Origin of the sequence: Ktedonosporobacter rubrisoli (assembly GCF_004208415.1) — a bacterium.
In the GTDB taxonomy this organism is placed as follows: Bacteria; Chloroflexota; Ktedonobacteria; order Ktedonobacterales; family Ktedonobacteraceae; genus Ktedonosporobacter; species Ktedonosporobacter rubrisoli.
The window spans coordinates 5,251,013-5,270,320 of the sequence record NZ_CP035758.1; the positions used below are offsets into that span (position 1 = coordinate 5,251,013).

The following is a 19,308-nucleotide window of genomic DNA, read 5'->3' on the forward strand; positions in this document are numbered from 1 at the left end:
TGGCGATTCCTCTAGTAAAGGCGTTTTGTCGCCCACACCAAAGCAGGAGAACCGCGTGAAATCCAACAAATCAGCAATACATAAGCTTGCGCCAATCTTTTTTTGTTTGCTCTCAGTTTTGTTAGCCGCCTGTGGTGGCTCTAACACGACGACAGCAACGACCGGGCCTGGTAAAGCTCCGGAGAATCAGCAAATTGCCGTTATTCCGCTGGAAGGCGTTGCCGACGCCCAGACCCTGGACCCTGCCATTGGCACCGATTCGGCTTCTGTCTGGCCAGCAGAGCTTATCTTCACAGGCCTGGTCTCACTTAACGATAAGCTTGCGGTCGAGCCTCAGCTGGCCCAATCCTACAGTGTTGCCGCTGACGGAGTAACCTGGACCTTTAAGCTGCGCCCTAACCTGAAGTTTAGCGATGGCGCTCCTCTGACCTCAGCGGATATTGCCTACAGCCTTGATCGGGCCTTTAAGCCTGAGCTCAAATCGAGTACCTCGCCGATCTATTTGGCCTTGCTCAAAGATGGCGATAAGCGCTACGCCGGCAAGATCCCAACACTCATTGGAGATAGCATCAAGATACCCGATCCTCAGACAGTCATCCTGACCACAACCCAGCCCGCTATCTATTTTCTGGACACCCTGACCTTTGCCTGTGCCTATACAGTGGAAAAGAGCCTTATCGATAAGTATGGCGATAGCAAATTCACCGATCATCTTAACGAAGGTGGCGGAGCTGGCCCCTGGAAGGTCTCCAAGTACATTCACTCGCAGTATATCGAGTTCACGCCCAACACCAATTACTTTGGGCCAAAGCCGCAGCTGAAGAAGCTGGTCATGCCTTTCTATGCCAGTTCTGACACGGCTTATAAAGATTATCAGGTCGGACGTATCAGTGCTGCAATAGTGCCACCCTCGCAGGTCGATGGCGCAAGAGCGCTTCCCAACAAGCAGTATCACCAGGTACCGCAGAACGGCATCTACTACTATGCCATGAACTACCTGGTCAAGCCCTTCGATAACATCAAGGTACGTCAGGCCTTTGCGCTTGCTCTGAACAAAGATCAGATCGCGCATAATGTCTACAAAGATACGGTTATTCCTACCAACCACATCGTGCCGCAGGGCATGCCTGGCTATAATTCTAATCTGACCGGACCCGATGGCACAACATCGACCAAAGGCAATCCAGCAAAAGCTAAACAGTTGCTCGAAGAAGGGTTAAAGGAAGAGGGCATGAGCGTGTCTTCTCTGCCTCCTGTTACGGTGACCGTTGCCAGCCGTGGTCGGGCAGATTTCCGCGATGAAATTGCCGTTGTTCAGCAAATGTGGCAAAGCTCATTAGGTATCAAGGTTATCATCAACGATATCGAATGGAACAAATTGCTTTCCGATACCGCAGCGACTACTAATAATCCTAAAGGGCTTTCTTTCTGGCGCTTTGACTGGGGAGCTGACTATCCCGATCCCCAGAACTGGTTAACGCTCCAGTTTGACAAAGGTTCGCCCAACAACTACGAGAATTATGGCCAGAATAGCTCACCACAGGCGGCTCAACAAGCGGCGATGCAGCAATTGATGGAAAAGGCAGATGGCAATGCCAATCCCAGCGAGCGCATGCAACAGTATAACCAGGTTGAGCAGCAACTTGTCAATGACGTAGCCTGGCTGCCACTCTACCAGCTTGAGTCTTCGATTGTCTATAAGCCCTGCCTGGTAGGCCTGCCCGACAACTTCAACGACGCAGCATTCTCGCCCAACGATTGGGGTCGCATCTATATCTCGACAGCTACCCCCTGTACTAACACATCTACATACCAATAAGTGGGTAAAAGTGCGCACGCTCCCTGGCTTACAGCGTGCGCACCTCAGCAGGGCGCAGAGTAGCAGCTAGCCTGATACGGCTGTGCCCTGCTGATTGTATTCGCGGGCCGCCTGTTGACCCAACGTTGTGAGAAACGAGGATGAGAGCGCTGAAGAGCTCTCTTTACCCGGTTTGCGCTCCTCTTCGTCCGAGCTTCCGCTCGTGCGCGGCAACAAAGCTGCAACCTTCCCCAGAATACCTACGGTCAGGCCCGGGAAGAGACCATGGAAGGCGGCCAGCAAAAGCGCCTGCCAGCTAATAATCAATTCAGTCTGGCCTTTGCAGGTCGCGCGCACGATCAGATACGCCGCCCGCCTGGCACTGATCGAAGTAAATGGCAAGGTATCGAGCAGGCTAAACATCGTATACTCGACCTTATGCTTGCCCTTAAAGAGCGCATTAACATGTGAACCGGTGCGCATAAGTCCGGGTACAACCGTCAGGACATGAATGCCATCGCGCGCAACCTCCGCCTGCAAACCTTCGGAGAAACCAAGCTGGGCAAACTTGGCGCTACTATAGGGAAGCAGATGCGGCACGCTGGCTTTCCCGCCAATCGAGGTAATATTCACAATATGCCCGCTCTGGCGCTCCTGCATCGCAGGCAACACCTCCATAGTCGTATAGACAGTTCCCCAGAACATGATTGAGAGCGCTTCCTCAAAATCCGCGATAGTCTGTACCTGTAGCGGGCCAACCGTAATAATCCCGGCATTATTGACAAGCACATCGATGCGTCCAAAGAGCTCTAAAGCCTGCCGTACCAGATCCTGCACCTGCTCGCGCCTTGAGACATCGCAAGGAAGCACAACAACTTCAGCCCCCAACTTAGCAAGCTTCTCGCGCGCTTGCTCCAGCTCTGCTTCGTTGCGCGCGCACAGAATAAGCCGACAACCGCGACGCGCGAACTCTTCTGCCAGAGCCAGGCCCAGACCACGCGATCCGCCGGTGATAAGCACAACCTTGCCAGTTAGCTCAAGCTCTTTGCGTCTACGTACGTACTGGCGAGCGGCGATGAAAAGTCCCAGTCCGGCAGCAGCAAGAGGAAGCCAGCCTCCTTTGCGTTTCATGGCATTTCTCCCTAATCTTATGGTGTAAGCACAACCTTAATACAACCATCTTCTTTATGTTTGAAGGTTCGATAGGCCTCGGGTGCGTCATCTAAACGCAAGCGGTGCGAGATAATAAAAGAAGAATCGATCTCGGCGCGCATGATACGCTCCAGGAGTGGGTGCAAATATCTTTGCACATGCGTCTGCCCCATACGCAGCGTCAGGCCCTTGGCAAAAGCCGCTCCCATCGGGAATTTATCAAGATAGCCGCCGTAGACGCCAGGAATCGAGACGGTTCCACCCTTGCGACAGGCTTGAATAGCCTCACGAAGCGCTGCCGGGCGATCGGTGGCAAGATGCACCGCTTGTTTGGCCTTTTCCAGCGTATCATAGACAGTTCTGCCATGCGCTTCCAGACCCACGGCATCGATACAGGCATCGGGCCCGCGTCCACCGGTACGCTGTTTCAGTTCCTCTACGACATCGGCCTCAGAGCCGTTGATTGTCTCGGCCTGGCCTGCACTCTCGGCCAGGCGCAAGCGCTCAGGCACATTATCAATAGCGATTACGCGCTCAGCTCCCAGCAGGTAGGCACATTTAATGGCCAGCTGACCAACTGGGCCGCAGCCCCAGATGGCAATACAATCGCCGGGCTGGATATCACAGTTCTCGGCGGCCATATAGGCCGTAGGTAAGATATCAGAGAGGAAGAGCACCTTCTCGTCCTCGATAGTATCGGGAATCTTAAGCAGACCAACATCGGCAAAGGGCACACGCGCGAACTCGGCCTGACCGCCTGCATAGCCACCATAGAGGTGCGAATAGCCGTAGAGCCCCGCTGCCGAAAAACCATAGAGGCCCTCGGCCATCCAGGCATTGGGATTCGAGTTATCGCAGAGGGCCCATAAGCCTTTGCGACAATAAAAACACTGCCCGCAGGCAATAGCAAAGGGCACCACAACACGATCCCCCTTGCGCACATGCTTTACCTGGCTCCCGATATCTACCACTTCGCCCATAAACTCGTGACCAAGAATATCGCCCTTACGCATCGTAGGGATATAGCCATCATAGAGATGCAGGTCAGAGCCACAGATCGCCGTCGAGGAAATCTTCACAATGGCGTCACGCGGATTGAGAATTTGAGGATCGGGCACGTTCTCTACGCGCACATCATGCGTACCATACCAGCACAATGCTTTCATAAGCCACTCATTCCTTTCTACGTCCCGAGGCTTGCCCCTCTGTCGTGGGAATCTCGCTAGCCTCCAGCAAAGCTTTGCAACGGCGCAGATCATCCATGATACGCGCCCCAAGGAATAGACGACCCAGTAACATACTGGAGGCGCCAGCTGGCGTCACAGGCAGATAATACTCCTCTCTGACGCTGACCTCGGTCCCGCGTCCCGCCGGAGCAGGCGTAAAGTGCACGCTATACGTATTGATAATGCCTGGCTTCTTCATCTCGCGCCAGGCAATCAAGCAATTCTCCTGCATTGCTGTGATCTCGCCATCCCACTCGTAATGTGTATTAAAGCTGGCCTTGGCCACGAAATGAAGATGGTTATCGCCAATTTTCTTGACCGTCTGCACCTGGCGCATAAAGGCTGGCCAGTTTGCCACCTCGCTCCAGAAGCGATAGAGCTCCGCTGGCGAGCGCTGGATAGTCACAACTCTTTCGGAGGCAGCCTGTATGGGTATGGTACTGGCCGTACTAATCCCCAGGGCCTGATACGTAAAGCTATGGCCCGTTGCGCCTCGATAGATGCCACCAGCGCCAAGCATGGTCAGAGCAGCCCCGGACCAGCCGCGACGCGCCAGGCCTAGAGCAACAAACAGGCCTCCACCTAGCAAGGAGAGCCTGCGCTCAATCTTGCCAACATTGATTGTTGAGAGCGTACGCACAGCTGGTGTCTGCATGGCAGCGAGGTTCTGTCTTGTCGTACCGCTGGTCTGCAGCAATGTCATCTTCATATCCCCCTTTATCTCTCAGCACTACATCTTTTTATCTTCTCTATGCATTTCTTATGGCTCGCTTGCTGCTCCTGGGACGATCTTTATGGACTTTGAGCGCATCATCCATCGTCACACAAGCAGTAATCAGGGCAAGATGGGTAAAGGCTTGTGGGAAATTGCCAAGAGCATCGCCGGTCGGGCTGATCTCCTCAGCATAGAGGCCAACATGATTGGAGTAGGATAAGAGCTTTTCCAGTACCAGGCGGGCATCATCCAGACGACCGGCCAGAGCTAGATTTTCGACCAGCCAGAAGCTACAGGCACCGAAGGTTCCCTCGACACTCCCCAGGCCATCGTTTGCAGCTTCTTGCGGAATATAGCGACGTACAAGAGCGCCGCTTGCCAATTCCTGGCGAATACGCTTCATCGTGGCAAGCGTCCGCGGCTCTTTTGAGCCCGTGAAGTGCGTAATCATCATCAAAAGGGCGCTGGCATCAACTGCATCGCTCCCATAATACTGCACAAAGCTCTGGCACTTCTCGCTCCAACCTTTGTCCATAACCTGCTCGTAGATCTGGGCGCGCAATTTGGACCATTTGTCCTCAGGAGCGGGCCAACCACGATGGCGCGCTATGCGCAAGCCGCGATCAAAGGCCACCCAACTCATCATCCTTGAGTTCACAAAGGGCTTAGGACCGCCACGCACCTCCCACATACTCTCATCAGGCTCCTGCCAATGCTCGCTCAGCCAATCAAGCAAACGAAGAACTTGCTTCCAGAGATCGTAGGAGATTGCATCATAGTGGTTATAAATGTAGATTGCATCCATCATTTCCCCATACATCCCTAGCTGCAATTGCTTATAAGCTCCATTGCCGATGCGAACCGGCTTGCTTTGGCAATAGCCTTCGAGATGATCCAGAGGCACCTCTTGCAAATCGTGCTTGCCATCAATGGTATACATAGGCTGCAGCGAGCCACCTTCCTTGAGCTCGTGACAGCGATTATCCAGCCATTGCATAAACGCCTCGGCTTCAGTCGTAAAGCCTAGCGTCAGCAGGCTATAGAGCGAGAAAGAGGCATCGCGTAGCCAGGTATAGCGATAATCCCAGTTACGAGCACCACCAAGCGTCTCCGGCAAGCTGGTAGTCGCCGCTGCCACAATGGCACCCGTTGGCGCATAGGTCAAGAGCTTGAGGACAAGAGCAGAGCGCTGCACCATTTCGCGCCAGCGTCCCTGATACTTGCACTGAGAGAGCCAGTTCTGCCAATAGTGAAGCGTATCGTGGAAGACAGACTGAAAATCGTTATCGCTAAGAGTCCTGGGCTTATGGGCATGCTTATCAGTGCAAGCCAGCACAAAATGGAGAGATTGCCCGGCATTAAGCGTAAAGTGGGCCTGCACGCCGCCCCGCCCATCCTGCTTAAGAGGAACCGACGAAGACAGACTCAAGGCCATTTTGTCGCTAGCAAAGATTGCCCCCTCCTGCATCAGCTCAACGCGATGGTCATCGCGCGCATAGTTAAAAGCTGGTCTGCAGGTCATGGTAAAAGCGAGGGAGCCATGAACTATCGATAGAGAGCGAATAAGCACTTGTTGATTTGCCTCTTTCTCCTCCATGACAGGCATATAGTCAGTTATCTCGCCTACGCCTTCATTCGAGAGGAAGCGTGTCAGAAGGACATTTGTCTCGGGCAGATACATCTGCTTGCAGTCTACCTCCTCCATATTAGACGGCGCGATGCGAAAAAAGCCTCCCTTGCCAGCATCGAGCAGGGCGCCAAAGACGCTAGGAGCATCAAAGCGTGGCAGGCAGCACCAGTCAATCGAACCATTCTTCCCCACCAGAGCCACAGTATGAAGCTCGCCAATAATCGCATAGTCCTCAATCGGCAAATAGGCAGATGAGCATTGAGATCTTTTCTTGTTCATAGAACTTGCCTTTATTGTCATGCTAAAGGGCAACAATACCCTCAATACAGTTTGAAGCCATAATCGCAGTGTGTTCTTTGGCTTAGACACGTTCACAAAGCAGCAGAAAGTTTCTCTTAACTTACCATTTATAACCCAATTGATCTTATGCTCTTCTACTACACAATATAATTACCTCTACATTAGAGATCCATGTAACCTCTTATAACGGAACAACGTGTTACGAAACGGAGACACGCTGCCGCAAACCTGCTCTCAAAAAAGGGGTCAAAATTCCGGCAACGCTCGCAGGCAAGCAGATTAGCTCTGCTGGCTCGCCCTATGTGCATCTCTCTGCTTCTCAGTAACGAACATGGGAAAAGAGGCAAAGCTACCGGGCAGACTTGCCGGGTCAGCTTGCATAGACGCCAAGGCTAACTATACAAAAATCACGTCATAGATGGGCGAAACTGGTAGCAGGAAGTGTGGTTTTTTCTTCACGAGATGGCACATCTCAGACTACACCTTCCGCCAGCTCTTCGCAGAGGCATTTAACACAAAAGAAAGTTGGGATCAAATGAGCACACAGGTCAGCGATTTCATTTTACAACGACTTTCAGCATGGGGCGTCAAGCGTATTTATGGCTTTCCCGGTGACGGCATAAATGGTATCCTCGGAGCTCTAGAGCGCCATCAGGATCTCTTCCATTTTGTACAGGTACGCCATGAAGAGATGGCTGCCTTTATGGCCAGCGCGCATGCAAAGTTTACGCAAGAAGTTGGCGTCTGCATGGCCACCTCAGGGCCTGGCGCGATCCACCTTATGAATGGGCTCTACGATGCAAAGATGGATCATCAACCAGTCGTGGCAATTGTAGGTCAATCCGCCCGCTCCGCGCTGGGCGGCAACTATCAGCAAGAGGTTGACTTGCCCAGTCTCTTCAAGGATGTGGCAGGCGAGTATGTGCAGACTATCACAGAGGCCGTCCAGGCCCGCCAGGTCATCGATAGAGCGCTACGCATTGCTATTACCGAACGCACAGTTACCTGCATTATCATTCCAAAAGATGTCCAGGACCTTGACGCCGTAGAGAAGCCTCCTCACAAACATAACACGGTCCATACCGGCACAGGCTACTTTGCGCCCTATATCATCCCGGCCAAAGATGATCTCCAAAAGGCTGCGGACATTCTCAATGACGGGAAAAAAGTATCAATGCTAATTGGGTCCGGGGCCAGGCATGCGGCCGAAGAAGTAAGCGAGGTAGCGGACCTGCTGGGCTGTGGAGTCGCCAAGGCGCTGCTGGGCAAGGACGCTTTAGCTGATACACTGCCCTTTGTGACCGGCACGATCGGCTTGTTGGGGACAAAACCGAGTTGGGATATGATGATGGACTGCGACACGCTCCTTATGGTCGGTACCAGTTTCCCCTACTCCGAGTTCCTCCCCAAGGAAGGCCAGGCCCGTGGCATCCAGATTGATATCGATGGACGCATGCTAAGCCTGCGCTATCCCATGGAACTGGCCCTGATTGGAGATAGCAAGCAGTCTTTACGCGCACTCATCCCCTTGCTGCGCCGTAAGACTGATCGCTCCTGGCGCGAGAAGATCGAAGCCAACATTCGCGACTGGTGGCAAACCGAAGAATCGCGGGCCAAGCAGAGCGCCAATCCGATCAATCCAGGACTGGTAGCCTGGGAGCTTTCGCCGCGCTTGCCCGACAATGCTATCGTTACGGCTGACTCTGGCACAACGGCTAACTGGTATGGGCGCATGATTAAGATGCGCGGTACGATGATGGGCTCGCTCTCCGGTAACCTTGCCTCGATGGCAGCAGGCGTCCCCTACGCCATGGCAGCCAAATTCACGCATCCCGACCGCCCGGTAGTTTCCTTAACCGGTGATGGCGCAGTGCAGATGCTGGGCCTCAATGGCTTTATCACGGTGGCCAAATATTGGAAAGAATGGAGCGACCCGCGCCTCATCTTCATTGTCTATAATAATCAGGATCTTAACCAGGTAAGTTGGGAGATGCGAATCGAAGAGGGCAACCCCGAGCTACCTATGACGCAACGAATCCCAGATTTCCCCTTCGATACCTTTGCCGAATCGATTGGGCTGATGGGCATCCGCGTAAATAAGCCCGAAGACCTGGGGCGGGCGCTCGATGAAGCTTTGAGGGCCAATCGCCCGGTGGTAATGAATGTCTACACCGATCCCAATGTGCAAACCCTGCCGCCACATATCACCTTTGAGCAGGCTAAAGCCTTCGCTTCGACTGTGCTGAAGGGCGATCCGGAAGAGGGCGGCATCATTAAGCAGTCGGTGAAGAGCATGGTCGGCGGAGTCTTGCATAAGAGCTAACCTGCGCACACAACGTTAAGGCTTAACTATCGCTTGTTCTTTAGTCAAGAGGAGAGACGCAGTGAAGCGTTTAGCAGTCCTGAACGAAACAGCGCAGACCCATATACAGAATGGCAATGTACGCGGTGGGCGCATGGGTATTGCCACGATTGATCTTAGCGGTCTGGAAAATGATCTGCGTATCCAGGTCAAAGGAGAGGTACGCTTTGACGCTGGGAGCCGTGCCCTCTATGCCACGGACGGCTCCCAGTATCGCCAGGTTCCTATTGGTATCGTCATTCCGCGCGATGAGGAAGATGTCATTAGCGCGGTCTCTACCTGCCATCTCTACGGCGCGCCAATCTTGCTGCGCGGCGGAGGAACAAGCCTGGCCGGTCAGGGCTGCAATGTAGCTGTGGTGATCGATATGTCCAAGTATATGCACAAGATTATCGAGCTCGATCCTGAGTTACGAATAGCGCGCGTGCAGCCTGGCATTATTCTCGATCACCTGCGTAACGCTGCCGAAAAGTATCATCTGACCTTCGGTCCAGATCCTGCCACTCATGACCGTTGTACGCTTGGTGGCATGATTGGCAACGATTCCTGCGGCGTGCATTCGGTTATGGCGGGCAAGACTGTCGATAATATTGAGGAGCTGGATATCCTCACGTATGATGGCCTGCGTATGCGCGTTGGCAAGACGAGTGATGAGGAGCTCGCACGAATCATTGGCGCAGGCGGACGGCGCGGCGAGATCTATGCCAGGCTCAAAGCATTGCGAGACCGCTACGCCGCCGAAATTCGCCGCCGCTATCCCCATATTCCGCGCCGCGTCTCCGGCTACAATCTTGATCAATTGCTCCCGGAGAACGGCTTCCACGTGGCACGCGCGCTTGTCGGCTCAGAGAGCACCTGTGCAATTGTGCTCGAAGCTACCACGCGGCTGGTCGCCAGTCCGCCAGCCCGCGCGCTGCTCGTGCTCGGCTATGCCGATGCTTATGCGGCCGCCGATCATGTGCCCGAGCTTCTAGAGTACAAACCTATCGGGCTTGAAGGCATGGACCGTGGCCTGGTTAACGACATGCTGAGGAAGGGCCTGCATCCCAATGATGTCTCACTCTTGCCTTCTGGCAATGGCTGGCTACTTGTCGAGTTTGGAGGCGAGAGCACAGAGGAAGCAAGTGATAAGGCTCATAAATTGATGGAGGCGCTCAAGCATAAAGAGAACGCTCCGGCGATGAAGCTTTGCGAACATAGTGAGGATGCCGCAAAAATCTGGCAGGTTCGCGAGTCGGGCCTGGCGGCTACAGCTTTTGTACCCGGCAAGAAGACAACCTGGCCCGGCTGGGAAGATGCAGCAGTTCCCCCAGAGCACCTGGGCAACTACCTGCGCGATTTCTATAAGCTTATCAAGAAGCATGGCTATGAGTGCGACTTCTATGGCCACTTTGGCCAGGGCTGCGTGCATACGCGCATAGACTTCGACTTTGAGACCATTCAAGGCGTCAATAACTATCGCTCCTTTGTCGAAGAAGCCGCCGATATCGTGATAAACTACGGCGGTTCGCTCTCAGGCGAACATGGGGATGGCCAATCACGCGCCGAACTTTTGCCCAAAATGTTTGGCACTGAGCTCATCGAGGCTTTTCGCGAATTTAAGTCAATCTGGGACCCCGATTGGAAGTTAAATCCGGGCAAGGTTGTTAATGCCTATCGTCTTGATGAGAATCTGCGCACAGGACCCCATTACAATCCGCAGCATGTGCAAACGCATTTCAAGTTTCCCGACGATGAGGGCAGCTTTGCACGGGCAACCTTGCGCTGCGTTGGAGTTGGCAAATGCCGGAGAACCGAAGGCGGTACGATGTGCCCAAGCTTTATGGTGACCCGCGAAGAAGCCGATACAACGCGTGGACGCGCTCACCTGCTGTTTGAAATGCTCCAGGGAAACCCGATTGGCCATGGTTGGCGCGACAAGCATGTAAAGGAGGCTCTGGATCTCTGCCTGGCCTGCAAGGGCTGCAAGGGTGACTGCCCGGTCAATGTCGATGTGGCAACGTATAAAGCCGAATTTCTCTCCCATTACTATGCCGGCAGATTACGCCCGCTCACAGGCTATTCTATGGGCCTGATCTACTGGTGGGCCAGGATGGCCTCGCGTATGCCAGACCTTGTGAACTACATCACTCAGACCCCACCTCTTAGCGAGATTGTGAAACGCCTGGGCGGCTTCGCTCCAGAACGCAAGATCCCGCGCTTCGCGCCCCAGACTTTCAAACAGTGGTTTAAACGGCGCGATGTGGTCTTTGATCCCGCCAGACCACGCGTCTTGCTCTGGCCCGATACCTTCAACAACTACTTCCATCCAGAGACCGCCATGGCAGCTGTTGAGGTTCTGGAGGCAGCGGGCTTCCAGGTAATCGTGCCTGAGCAAGCACTCTGTTGCGGCCGCCCGCTCTACGACTATGGTTTTCTTGAGCAGGCCGAAAAGCTCTTAAATCAGGTGCTAGTGAGCTTGCGCCCGGTTATAGAGGCCGGTATTCCAGTCGTTGGCCTGGAACCAAGCTGCGTGTCAGTTTTTCGCGATGAGCTAAAAAATCTCTTGCCCGATAATGAGGATGCAAAACGCTTGTCCCAGCAGACATTCTTGCTAAGCGAGTTTTTGGAAAGCCAGGCCGAGAACTATCAGCCGCCCAAATTGGCGCGCAAAGCTATCGTGCATGGCCATTGCCACCATAAAGCAATCATGAAAATGCACGACGAGGAAGCCATTTTGCATAAACTGGGCCTTGACTATCACGTGCCCGACTCCGGCTGCTGCGGGATGGCCGGGGCCTTTGGCTTCGAGCAAGATCATTACGACGTCTCGCTTAAAGTTGGCGAGCGTGCGCTGCTCCCGGCAGTGCGCCAGGCAGAGAAGGACACCATCATCATTGCCGATGGCTTTAGCTGCCGCGAACAAATTGCGCAAACAACCGATCGCCAGGCCCTACACCTGGCCCAGGTCTTACAGATGGCCTTGCACGAGAGCGACAAACCCGCAGTCATCTATCCCGAGATCCGTTATCAGCGCCAACCAGCGCCGACTACCAACTTGCGCTTACCCCTCATAGCTGCCGCCCTGGGCACCACAGGAGCCGCCATTGCCGGAGCGCTTCTGCTCCTGAAACGTTTGCGCGGACGGAAGCGCTACCCATAAATCTTGGGCTAGCATACCAGAGAAGCAAGCACACTATCCTGATCTGTCATAGAAGGTGAAAGAAGGGAGGTAAAGGCCAATGGTTCTAAAAGAGCCAGCAGCGGCTGTGCGGAAAGCCAGCCAGCAGATCAAGCCATTCATGGCCGATGGGCATCAGTCAACTGGTTTCAAAGATCTGATCCCGCGCAAGATCACGCGCGAAGGCATTATCCTGGAGAGGCACATTCGCGAAGGGCGTTTTCAGCGCAGCCTTGCGCTTATCACCAGCCTCTCAGGACTGCTTACAGGGCTCGAAGTGACCTATGAGCACTATCGCGGTAGTTATGGTCAGCGCATTATGTACACACCGGTCCTCATCTGCTTTGGCCTCTTCATGGCCGGATTGTGGGGCGCGCTCAACCGCTGGGCCGCACGTACGGCCTTGCGTGGCGTCGCCTTGCTAACCATGCTGGATGGGGTCGTGGGTTTCTATTATCACATTCGCGGCATTCAGCGCAAGCCAGGTGGGTGGCGCATTCCTATCGTCAACATAGTGATGGGCCCACCTCTCTTTGCCCCTCTTCTTATGTCAACCGTAGGTTTTCTGGGCCTGGTTGCCTCTTTTCTGCGCAGCGAAGACGCTCCCCAGAAGGACTTGCCCGGATTACCCAAGCCGCGTTCGTCCTGGCTGAGCTGGCTGCCAGCGCGCATAAGCCGTGAAGGCTTGGTCTTCGAACAGGACATCCGCGAAGGACGCTTTCAGCGCATGCTCGCCGTTGCTACACTGCTCTCCACACTCTTTAGCTGGATTGAATCGCTCTATTCACACTACAAAAATAACTTTGCCTATCGCATGCAATGGTCGCCTATCATTATCGGGCCGATGCTTATGTTAGCGGCACTGGGCGCTATCTGGAATCGCACTATCGCCCGTACGCTCTTACCGCTCATGGCCCTCATCGCCTTGCTTAACGGCATAATTGGCTCGTTCTATCATGCTCGCGGCATTTTGCGCCGCTCAGGAGGCCTCAAGAAGCCATTCTATAATATTGTCTATGGCCCTCCTATCCTGGCCCCCATGCTCTTCTCTGCCTCCGGCTTCATCGGTTTGCTCGCCAGTCTTTTACGGAGGGAAAAATAATGAAAACCAGGAAAATGCTCAAAAATGGTCGGGCGGTCACCTCTCATAGCACGCCTGAGACCCTGCCGGGCGTTGATACAAGCCGCCTGCCGGTAGATCCGAAAACTAGAGAGCCGCTGGCTCCGATGGCCCAACCCGGCTATTATCCCGGCTTTTCAACCCTCAGCCAGCAAGCCTTCTGGGATGAGGCCACGCGCAATGTTATCAACAATCGTCTTCACAATGTACCGCCGCTGCGCTTCTTCAGCGCCGACGAAGCTGTTCTTATGCGTGCCATCTGCGACCGCTTGCTTCCGCAGGATGATCGCGACGAAGAGCATAAAATACCGATCCTCAATTACATCGATGATAGGCTCTACAACAAGCGGGGAGATGGATACCGCTACGAAGACATGCCGCCGGATGGCGAGGCCTATCACCTTGGCTTGCAGGCTATCGAGGCTATAGCTCAGCATATGTATGATGCGCCATTTATTGAGCTTGGCCCCCAGGAACAGGATAACGTATTGTTTACCCTCCACCAGGCTCAGCCGCCGGCGGCTGAGGATATCTGGAAAAAGATGTCGGTGCACCGCTTCTGGCTCCTGATGATGCAAGATGTCGTCCAGGCTTACTATGCCCATCCCTACGCCTGGGATGAGATAGGCTTTGGGGGACCGGCCTATCCGCGCGGCTATATGCGTCTGCTAGAAGGCAAGCCAGAGCCCTGGGAAGTTGAGGAACAGCGCTACGACTGGAATGCACCGGTTACCTCGCTTTCGGGTGAGCACCAGCGCCTGGGCGGTCCGGGAGGCCATAAGCAAATGACGCCAGGCCAGGCTGGCACCCATTAAAGCAGCTCGGCTCGGGAAACAAGCATCACCAGCCAATTCAGCGGCTTTTGCACAGGATAGCAAGCAACAGGCGAAGAGATTTTTTATAGCGCGAATGAACGTATCTGACAACCAGTAAGCCAAAGGAGAGTCAATGCCATGAACACGCCACTATTGGGAGCCTTTAAAGGCGCGAAACCGACCCATCAGCTCGGGCCTATGCAATCTATCGATTTTCCTATGCATCACTTCAGACCTGATGAAGAGGTAGACTTCTGTATCGTTGGCGTCGGCTCGGCAGGCGGCGTGCTCCTGCAACGGCTGGCCAAAGCTGGCTTTCGCGTCGTTGGTATTGAAGCGGGTCCTTTCTGGGATACCGAACGCGATTGGGTAAGCGATGAGGCGGGTTCACACAAGCTCTACTGGAACGATCAGCGCGTCACTGGCGGCGAAGATCCGATTGCGCTTGGCTCAAATAACAGCGGCAAGGGCGTCGGAGGCGGTTCAGTACACTGGGCCGGCTTTACCCCTCGTTTCCATCCTTCTGACTTCTGCGTCTATTCCGAGGATGGTATGGGAGTTGACTGGCCCATTACCTATGAGGATCTCAAGCCATACTATGAGCTCCTAGAAAAGGAAATCCCGGTCTCCGGTCCCGCCTATTATCCCTGGGGCGATCCGCACGGCTATATCTATGGTCCCCATCCCCTTGGCGGCGTTGGCGATATTCTGGTCAGGGGCTGCACGCGCCTCAATATTCCCGTCGTGGCCGGCGGTCCAGTCGCGATTACGGCCGGCTCCTATAAAGATCGACCGCATTGCATCTATCGCGGCTTCTGCATCCAGGGCTGCAAAGTCGGCGCCAAGCAAAGCACACTGATCAGCCATGTCCCCGACGCCATACGCAATGGCGCCGAGCTACGCGCTAATTGCATGGTTGCGCGCATCAATATGCAGAATGGCAAGACAACCGGTGTCACCTACATTGATCCCGAGGGCCATGAACAAGAGCTCAAAGCCAGGGTGGTTATTGTCAGTGGCTATGCTATCGAGACTCCACGCCTGCTCCTGAACTCGGCATGTCCGGGCTTTGAAGATGGCCTTGCCAATTCTAGCGGCACACTAGGCAAATATCTCATGGTCCAGATCGGCAACGTCGTCCTGGGACGCTTCGAGCAGCCCGTACGGATGTATAAAGCGCCGCCAGCGCATGGCCTGACCGAAGAGTTCTATGAAACTGACCCCAAAAACGACTTTGTGCGCGGCTATGCGATCCAGACAGTTGGTCCATTGCCCATCGCCTTCGCCAAGCAAATGATGGTGGCGAAAGGGGCCTGGGGTTGGGGCATGCGCAAACTTATGATGGATTATAATCACTGGACGGCTCTAGGCGTGCTGGGGGAGATCCTGCCCTGGGAGGATAACCGCGTTGAGCTAGCCGACGAAAAGGATCAATACGGTCTACGCGTGGCCAAAGTTACCTTCAAGCTCCATGAGAACGACAAAAAAATTGCTAGAGCAGGCGTACAGAAGACCACCGAGATCTTGCAGGCAGCTGGCGCTCAGGAAGTCGTTGAGGAGCCGCGCTATGCTCACCTGGTAGGTGGCGCACGTATGGGCAACGATCCCAGTTCCTCGGTTACAGACAAATTTGGGCACACCCATGATATCCCTAATCTGTTTGTCTGCGATGGTAGCCTGCTGCCCACGCAGGGCTCGGCCAATCCTGGCCTGACCATTCAAGCCCTTGCCGCCCGCAGCGCCGATTATCTCATCTCTAACTCCGCTAGCCTTCTATCGCAGCATCCAGAGCGCATCATCACTGAGTACCCACCTGTACGCACCAACCTTTCGCCAGCCGGAACCGCCGGGCATGGCGTGCCGCGCCTTAAATCAAGCATGAAAAGCTAGCACAGCCCTCCCCTCTATGGCATCCCGCAGCTTATGAGCGCCAGAGCAGGTCAAGCGGAGAGAGGGGAGCTTTCCTTCTTCTTGACAAACCTCCTGCCCAATGGCATACTAGAAGCGGTCAATCATGACTAACCGCCCAGTAAAACGAGCTAAAGAGTTTAGTTTTGACTTGCGCCTAAGCCAGGAGGATATATGCCAAAGATCGTCGATGAACAAACGCGCGAAGCTACACGCCGCCGTATTATTCGCGAGGCGGCCGGCGAATTTGCCCGCCTGGGTTTTGATCAGGCCAACATTAATACGATTGCAGAACAGGCGGGCATTGGCAAAGGCACCATCTACCTCTATTTTGAGAATAAGCGCGAACTCTTTCTTGCCATGTTGCGCTACATCGCGCAGGCCCACATGGCGGCTATCCGAGCCGCGATTGCCGCCGATGGCACGCTAGAACAACGCCTCAAACGCCTGTTTCTCGCCTTCGCACGCCTGGCCGCAGAAGAAAACGACAGCTTCAACGTTTTTATGAGCGCGCTCTACGGGGTCAATCGCGCCTTTCAAGCCGAAGCCACCAAGCTCTTGCGCGATTACCTTGCCGTAATTGCCTTAATGTTGGAGCAGAGCCGGGCCCACGGTGAACTGCAGTGCGATAATCTCGAAGCTACAGCGCTTATGGTCCTCTCATTGACCGAATCGTATGTGCTCTCAGCTCGGGTGCTGGGACAGGCAGATACCGATATCTGGAAGCAAGCAGATGATATTGCACAATTTATTCTGCGCGGCATTGGAGCCCTAGCCTAAGCTGGCTCGCTTGCTGCCTTTTTTTCTTTGTTTTTTTGAATGTCTGCCCACCCATTTACGTATGGTCTGAGCGACATAGGAGTTTCATGCATGAAAGCAGGTCTATTTATTCCTTTCTTGCGCCGTCTTTTTCACATCAGGCGCACAAAACGGAGCTTTGAAAGCCCTCGGTATCTCCTTAAATGGCTGCTGATCAGCACACTGATTGGCCTGGTCGCGGGCATCGGGGCCATCGTTTTCTATGTCTCCATTCACCTGGCTACCGTCACTTTTCTTGGGCAGCTGGTCGGTTATCTTCCTCCGTCTCCGGCTGGCGAAGGCGCGAGCGGAGTAATGTCTCTCTGGTCGGCGGCCCGCCCTTGGCTTCTGCCAGTAATAACGACAGCCGGCGGTCTGCTGGCCGGCATTATCGTGTTTACCCTGGCCCCAGAAGCTGAGGGTCATGGCACGGATGCCGCGATTAAGGCCTTCCACCAGGGCTTGCCCATTCGCGCTCGTATCCCCATCATCAAGCTCGTGGCTTCCGCTATCACCATTGGCACTGGAGGTTCGGCTGGCCGCGAAGGGCCAACTGCGCAGATTAGCGCCGGCTTCGGCTCGCTACTAGCCTCTATCTTACGCCTGGATCTCCAGGATCGACGTATTGCGATTGCTACAGGCATTGGTGCCGGCATCGGGGCGATTTTCCGTGCGCCCCTGGGCGGAGCGATTCTGGCTGCGGAAATTCTTTATAAAAATGATCTGGAGATCGAGGCAATCATCCCGGCCCTGATCGCTTCCATCGTTGGCTATAGCGTCTTCGGGGCCTGGATGGGCTGGACACCTATTTTTGCCGTCTCGGAAAACCTTGCCTTTACCTCGCCTCCGCAGCTGCTTTACTACATCCTGCTGGGCATTATTTGTGGGCTTGTGGGTGTACTCTATGCCAGAGGTTTCTATGGCATCACACATATCTTTCAGCGCTTGCGCCTGCCAAATTGGATCAAGCCAGCCATCGGCGGCCTGCTGGTCGGCCTGATCGCCCTGGTTATACCGCAAGCCCTGGGTATGGGCTATGGCTGGGTTCAGCTTAGTATGGGCAAAGGCTTGCTCTCGCTCCCGCTCTGGATCATTCTCTTACTCCCATTCGCCAAGATTATCACAACCGGCCTGACTGTCGGCTCCGGCGGCTCCGGCGGTATCTTTGGCCCCGGAATGGTTATAGGTGGCATGCTCGGCGCGACGGTCTGGCGCCTCTGCTACCACGTTTTGCCTGGCTTGCCGGCCACACCCGGACCGTTTGTCATTGTAGGCATGATGGCCCTCTTTGGAGGCATCGCCCACGCGCCCCTTGCCGTCATGCTTATGGTTGCCGAGATGACTGGAAATCTCTCTATGCTGGCGCCAGCGATGATTGCTGTCGGCATCTCCTCAATCATCGTCGGACACAATACCATCTACACCAGCCAGCTCAGTACCCGTGCCGATTCACCGGCGCATCGGCTTCAACTCTCCTTCCCCTTGCTCTCTACCCTGGCCGTAGGTAAAGCGATGTCTTCGCTTACGCTGCACTTCGCACCTCAGCAGAGCGTCGCCGAAGCCGAACAGATACTTGCGGACCGCCTGGAAAGCGGAGCCCCAGTACTCGATCCCGCCGGCGAGCTGCAAGGTGTGCTGACCCTGCTGGATATACAACGCGTCCCGCCAGAGGAACGCAGTCAACGCCTCGTCAGTGAAGCTATGAATCGCGACGTACTGGTAGTCTATCCCGAAGAAACTCTTGACGAGGCCCTCGAACAATTAACCAGTAAACGTATTAGCTGGGCGCCTGTCGTAGATGCAGAGGCATCCAGCGGACACATGCCTGTTGTCGGCATCCTCTCCGCAGCCGATATTGTGCGCACATATCGCAAAACGCTGGCAAGGGATTCGCGCCGTATGCGCGGCCTGGTCGAAGGAACTGTCATGCTAGAAGTAACCATTGAGGATGGCATGCCTATTGCCGGGCGCCCATTGCGCGAAGCACATTTGCCTCGCGAATGCCTTGTAGTTTCTATTCGCCGCAGCGATGAGCTACTCTTTCCTCGTGGAAGCGCATTCATCAAGCCCGGAGACGTCGTTACCTTCCTGGTTAGCCCTCAAGGCGAAGATAGTCTACAGCAGTATCTACAAAACCAGCAGCAGGCCGCGGATCATCTGCTTGCCTGAAAGATACGGCCGGGAGACCTGGTTCGACCAGCAATTGAGCAAAAATCATCGTCACCTTTTTTTACAAAAGAACGTGTTTCTCCCAGTGGCGTTTAAAGCTCAATCTGCAGAACACAACAATTGGAACGTATGGTTTCTGTGCTGGCCAGAGCTGT

The 19,308-nt window shown here is 54.5% G+C and carries 12 protein-coding genes; 8 read left to right on the plus strand and 4 right to left on the minus strand.

Annotated elements, in window-relative coordinates; translation table 11 throughout:
* The first annotated feature begins 55 nt into the window (after positions 1-55).
* Complete coding sequence (locus tag EPA93_RS22930) at positions 56-1,819, plus strand: peptide ABC transporter substrate-binding protein (protein ID WP_129889738.1); 1,764 nt, start codon at positions 56-58, stop codon at positions 1,817-1,819.
* Between the two features lie 66 nt (positions 1,820-1,885).
* Here EPA93_RS22930 and EPA93_RS22935 read toward each other — a convergent pair whose 3' ends face one another.
* From EPA93_RS22935 to EPA93_RS22950, 4 genes are read right to left on the minus strand one after another with little or no spacing between them, the layout of a single operon-like run.
* Positions 1,886-2,929 carry an SDR family NAD(P)-dependent oxidoreductase gene (locus tag EPA93_RS22935; RefSeq protein ID WP_129889739.1) on the minus strand — a complete coding sequence of 348 codons (1,044 nt, stop codon included), beginning with the start codon at positions 2,927-2,929 and terminating at the stop codon, positions 1,886-1,888.
* Positions 2,930-2,946: 17 nt separating this feature from the next.
* Entirely contained in the window at positions 2,947-4,116 is a 1,170-nt protein-coding gene (locus tag EPA93_RS22940; protein ID WP_129889740.1) for a zinc-dependent alcohol dehydrogenase, read from the minus strand.
* A 7-nt stretch (positions 4,117-4,123) separates the two neighbouring features.
* Positions 4,124-4,879, minus strand: a complete 756-nt coding sequence (locus EPA93_RS22945; RefSeq protein WP_165423336.1) for an SRPBCC family protein — start codon at positions 4,877-4,879, stop codon at positions 4,124-4,126.
* Between the two features lie 46 nt (positions 4,880-4,925).
* The gene (locus EPA93_RS22950; protein WP_129889742.1) at positions 4,926-6,800 is read right to left on the minus strand and encodes a glycoside hydrolase family 15 protein; all 1,875 of its coding nucleotides are present in this window, start codon (positions 6,798-6,800) and stop codon (positions 4,926-4,928) included.
* 556 nt (positions 6,801-7,356) lie between these two features.
* Between EPA93_RS22950 and EPA93_RS22955 the strand changes: the two genes are divergently transcribed.
* The 7 genes from EPA93_RS22955 to EPA93_RS22985 all read left to right on the plus strand — a co-directional run bounded on the left by EPA93_RS22955 (position 7,357) and on the right by EPA93_RS22985 (position 19,153).
* Entirely contained in the window at positions 7,357-9,144 is a 1,788-nt protein-coding gene (locus EPA93_RS22955; RefSeq protein WP_129889743.1) for a thiamine pyrophosphate-requiring protein, read from the plus strand.
* 133 nt (positions 9,145-9,277) lie between these two features.
* On the plus strand, positions 9,278-12,325 hold the full coding sequence (locus tag EPA93_RS22960) for an FAD-binding and (Fe-S)-binding domain-containing protein (RefSeq protein ID WP_129894623.1): 3,048 nt from the start codon (positions 9,278-9,280) through the stop codon (positions 12,323-12,325).
* Between the two features lie 79 nt (positions 12,326-12,404).
* Positions 12,405-13,445 (plus strand): hypothetical protein, encoded by a 1,041-nt coding sequence (locus tag EPA93_RS22965; RefSeq protein WP_207229631.1) that lies wholly within the window; start codon positions 12,405-12,407, stop codon positions 13,443-13,445.
* On the plus strand, positions 13,445-14,278 hold the full coding sequence (locus EPA93_RS22970; RefSeq protein WP_207229632.1) for a gluconate 2-dehydrogenase subunit 3 family protein: 834 nt from the start codon (positions 13,445-13,447) through the stop codon (positions 14,276-14,278). Before EPA93_RS22965 ends, EPA93_RS22970 begins: the two co-directional genes overlap by 1 nt.
* 138 nt (positions 14,279-14,416) lie before the next feature.
* Positions 14,417-16,168 (plus strand): GMC family oxidoreductase, encoded by a 1,752-nt coding sequence (locus tag EPA93_RS22975; protein WP_129889744.1) that lies wholly within the window; start codon positions 14,417-14,419, stop codon positions 16,166-16,168.
* Positions 16,169-16,360: 192 nt separating this feature from the next.
* A complete protein-coding gene (locus tag EPA93_RS22980) occupies positions 16,361-16,966 on the plus strand; it encodes a TetR/AcrR family transcriptional regulator (RefSeq protein WP_129889745.1) in 606 nt (201 codons plus the stop codon).
* Positions 16,967-17,056: 90 nt separating this feature from the next.
* Entirely contained in the window at positions 17,057-19,153 is a 2,097-nt protein-coding gene (locus tag EPA93_RS22985; RefSeq protein ID WP_129889746.1) for a chloride channel protein, read from the plus strand.
* The last annotated feature ends 155 nt before the right edge of the window (positions 19,154-19,308 follow it).

Excerpts from the sequence above, each read along its gene's own strand:
- EPA93_RS22935 (WP_129889739.1), bottom strand. The coding sequence starts at position 2,929 with ATGAAACGCAAAGGAGGCTGGCTTCCTCTTGCTGCTGCCGGACTGGGA.
- EPA93_RS22940 (WP_129889740.1), bottom strand. The coding sequence starts at position 4,116 with ATGAAAGCATTGTGCTGGTATGGTACGCATGATGTGCGCGTAGAGAAC.
- EPA93_RS22945 (WP_165423336.1), bottom strand. The coding sequence starts at position 4,879 with ATGACATTGCTGCAGACCAGCGGTACGACAAGACAGAACCTCGCTGCC.
- EPA93_RS22950 (WP_129889742.1), bottom strand. The coding sequence starts at position 6,800 with ATGAACAAGAAAAGATCTCAATGCTCATCTGCCTATTTGCCGATTGAG.
- EPA93_RS22955 (WP_129889743.1), top strand. The coding sequence starts at position 7,357 with ATGAGCACACAGGTCAGCGATTTCATTTTACAACGACTTTCAGCATGG.
- EPA93_RS22960 (WP_129894623.1), top strand. The coding sequence starts at position 9,278 with ATGGGTATTGCCACGATTGATCTTAGCGGTCTGGAAAATGATCTGCGT.
- EPA93_RS22965 (WP_207229631.1), top strand. The coding sequence starts at position 12,405 with ATGGTTCTAAAAGAGCCAGCAGCGGCTGTGCGGAAAGCCAGCCAGCAG.
- EPA93_RS22970 (WP_207229632.1), top strand. The coding sequence starts at position 13,445 with ATGAAAACCAGGAAAATGCTCAAAAATGGTCGGGCGGTCACCTCTCAT.
- EPA93_RS22975 (WP_129889744.1), top strand. The coding sequence starts at position 14,417 with ATGAACACGCCACTATTGGGAGCCTTTAAAGGCGCGAAACCGACCCAT.
- EPA93_RS22980 (WP_129889745.1), top strand. The coding sequence starts at position 16,361 with ATGCCAAAGATCGTCGATGAACAAACGCGCGAAGCTACACGCCGCCGT.
- EPA93_RS22985 (WP_129889746.1), top strand. The coding sequence starts at position 17,057 with ATGAAAGCAGGTCTATTTATTCCTTTCTTGCGCCGTCTTTTTCACATC.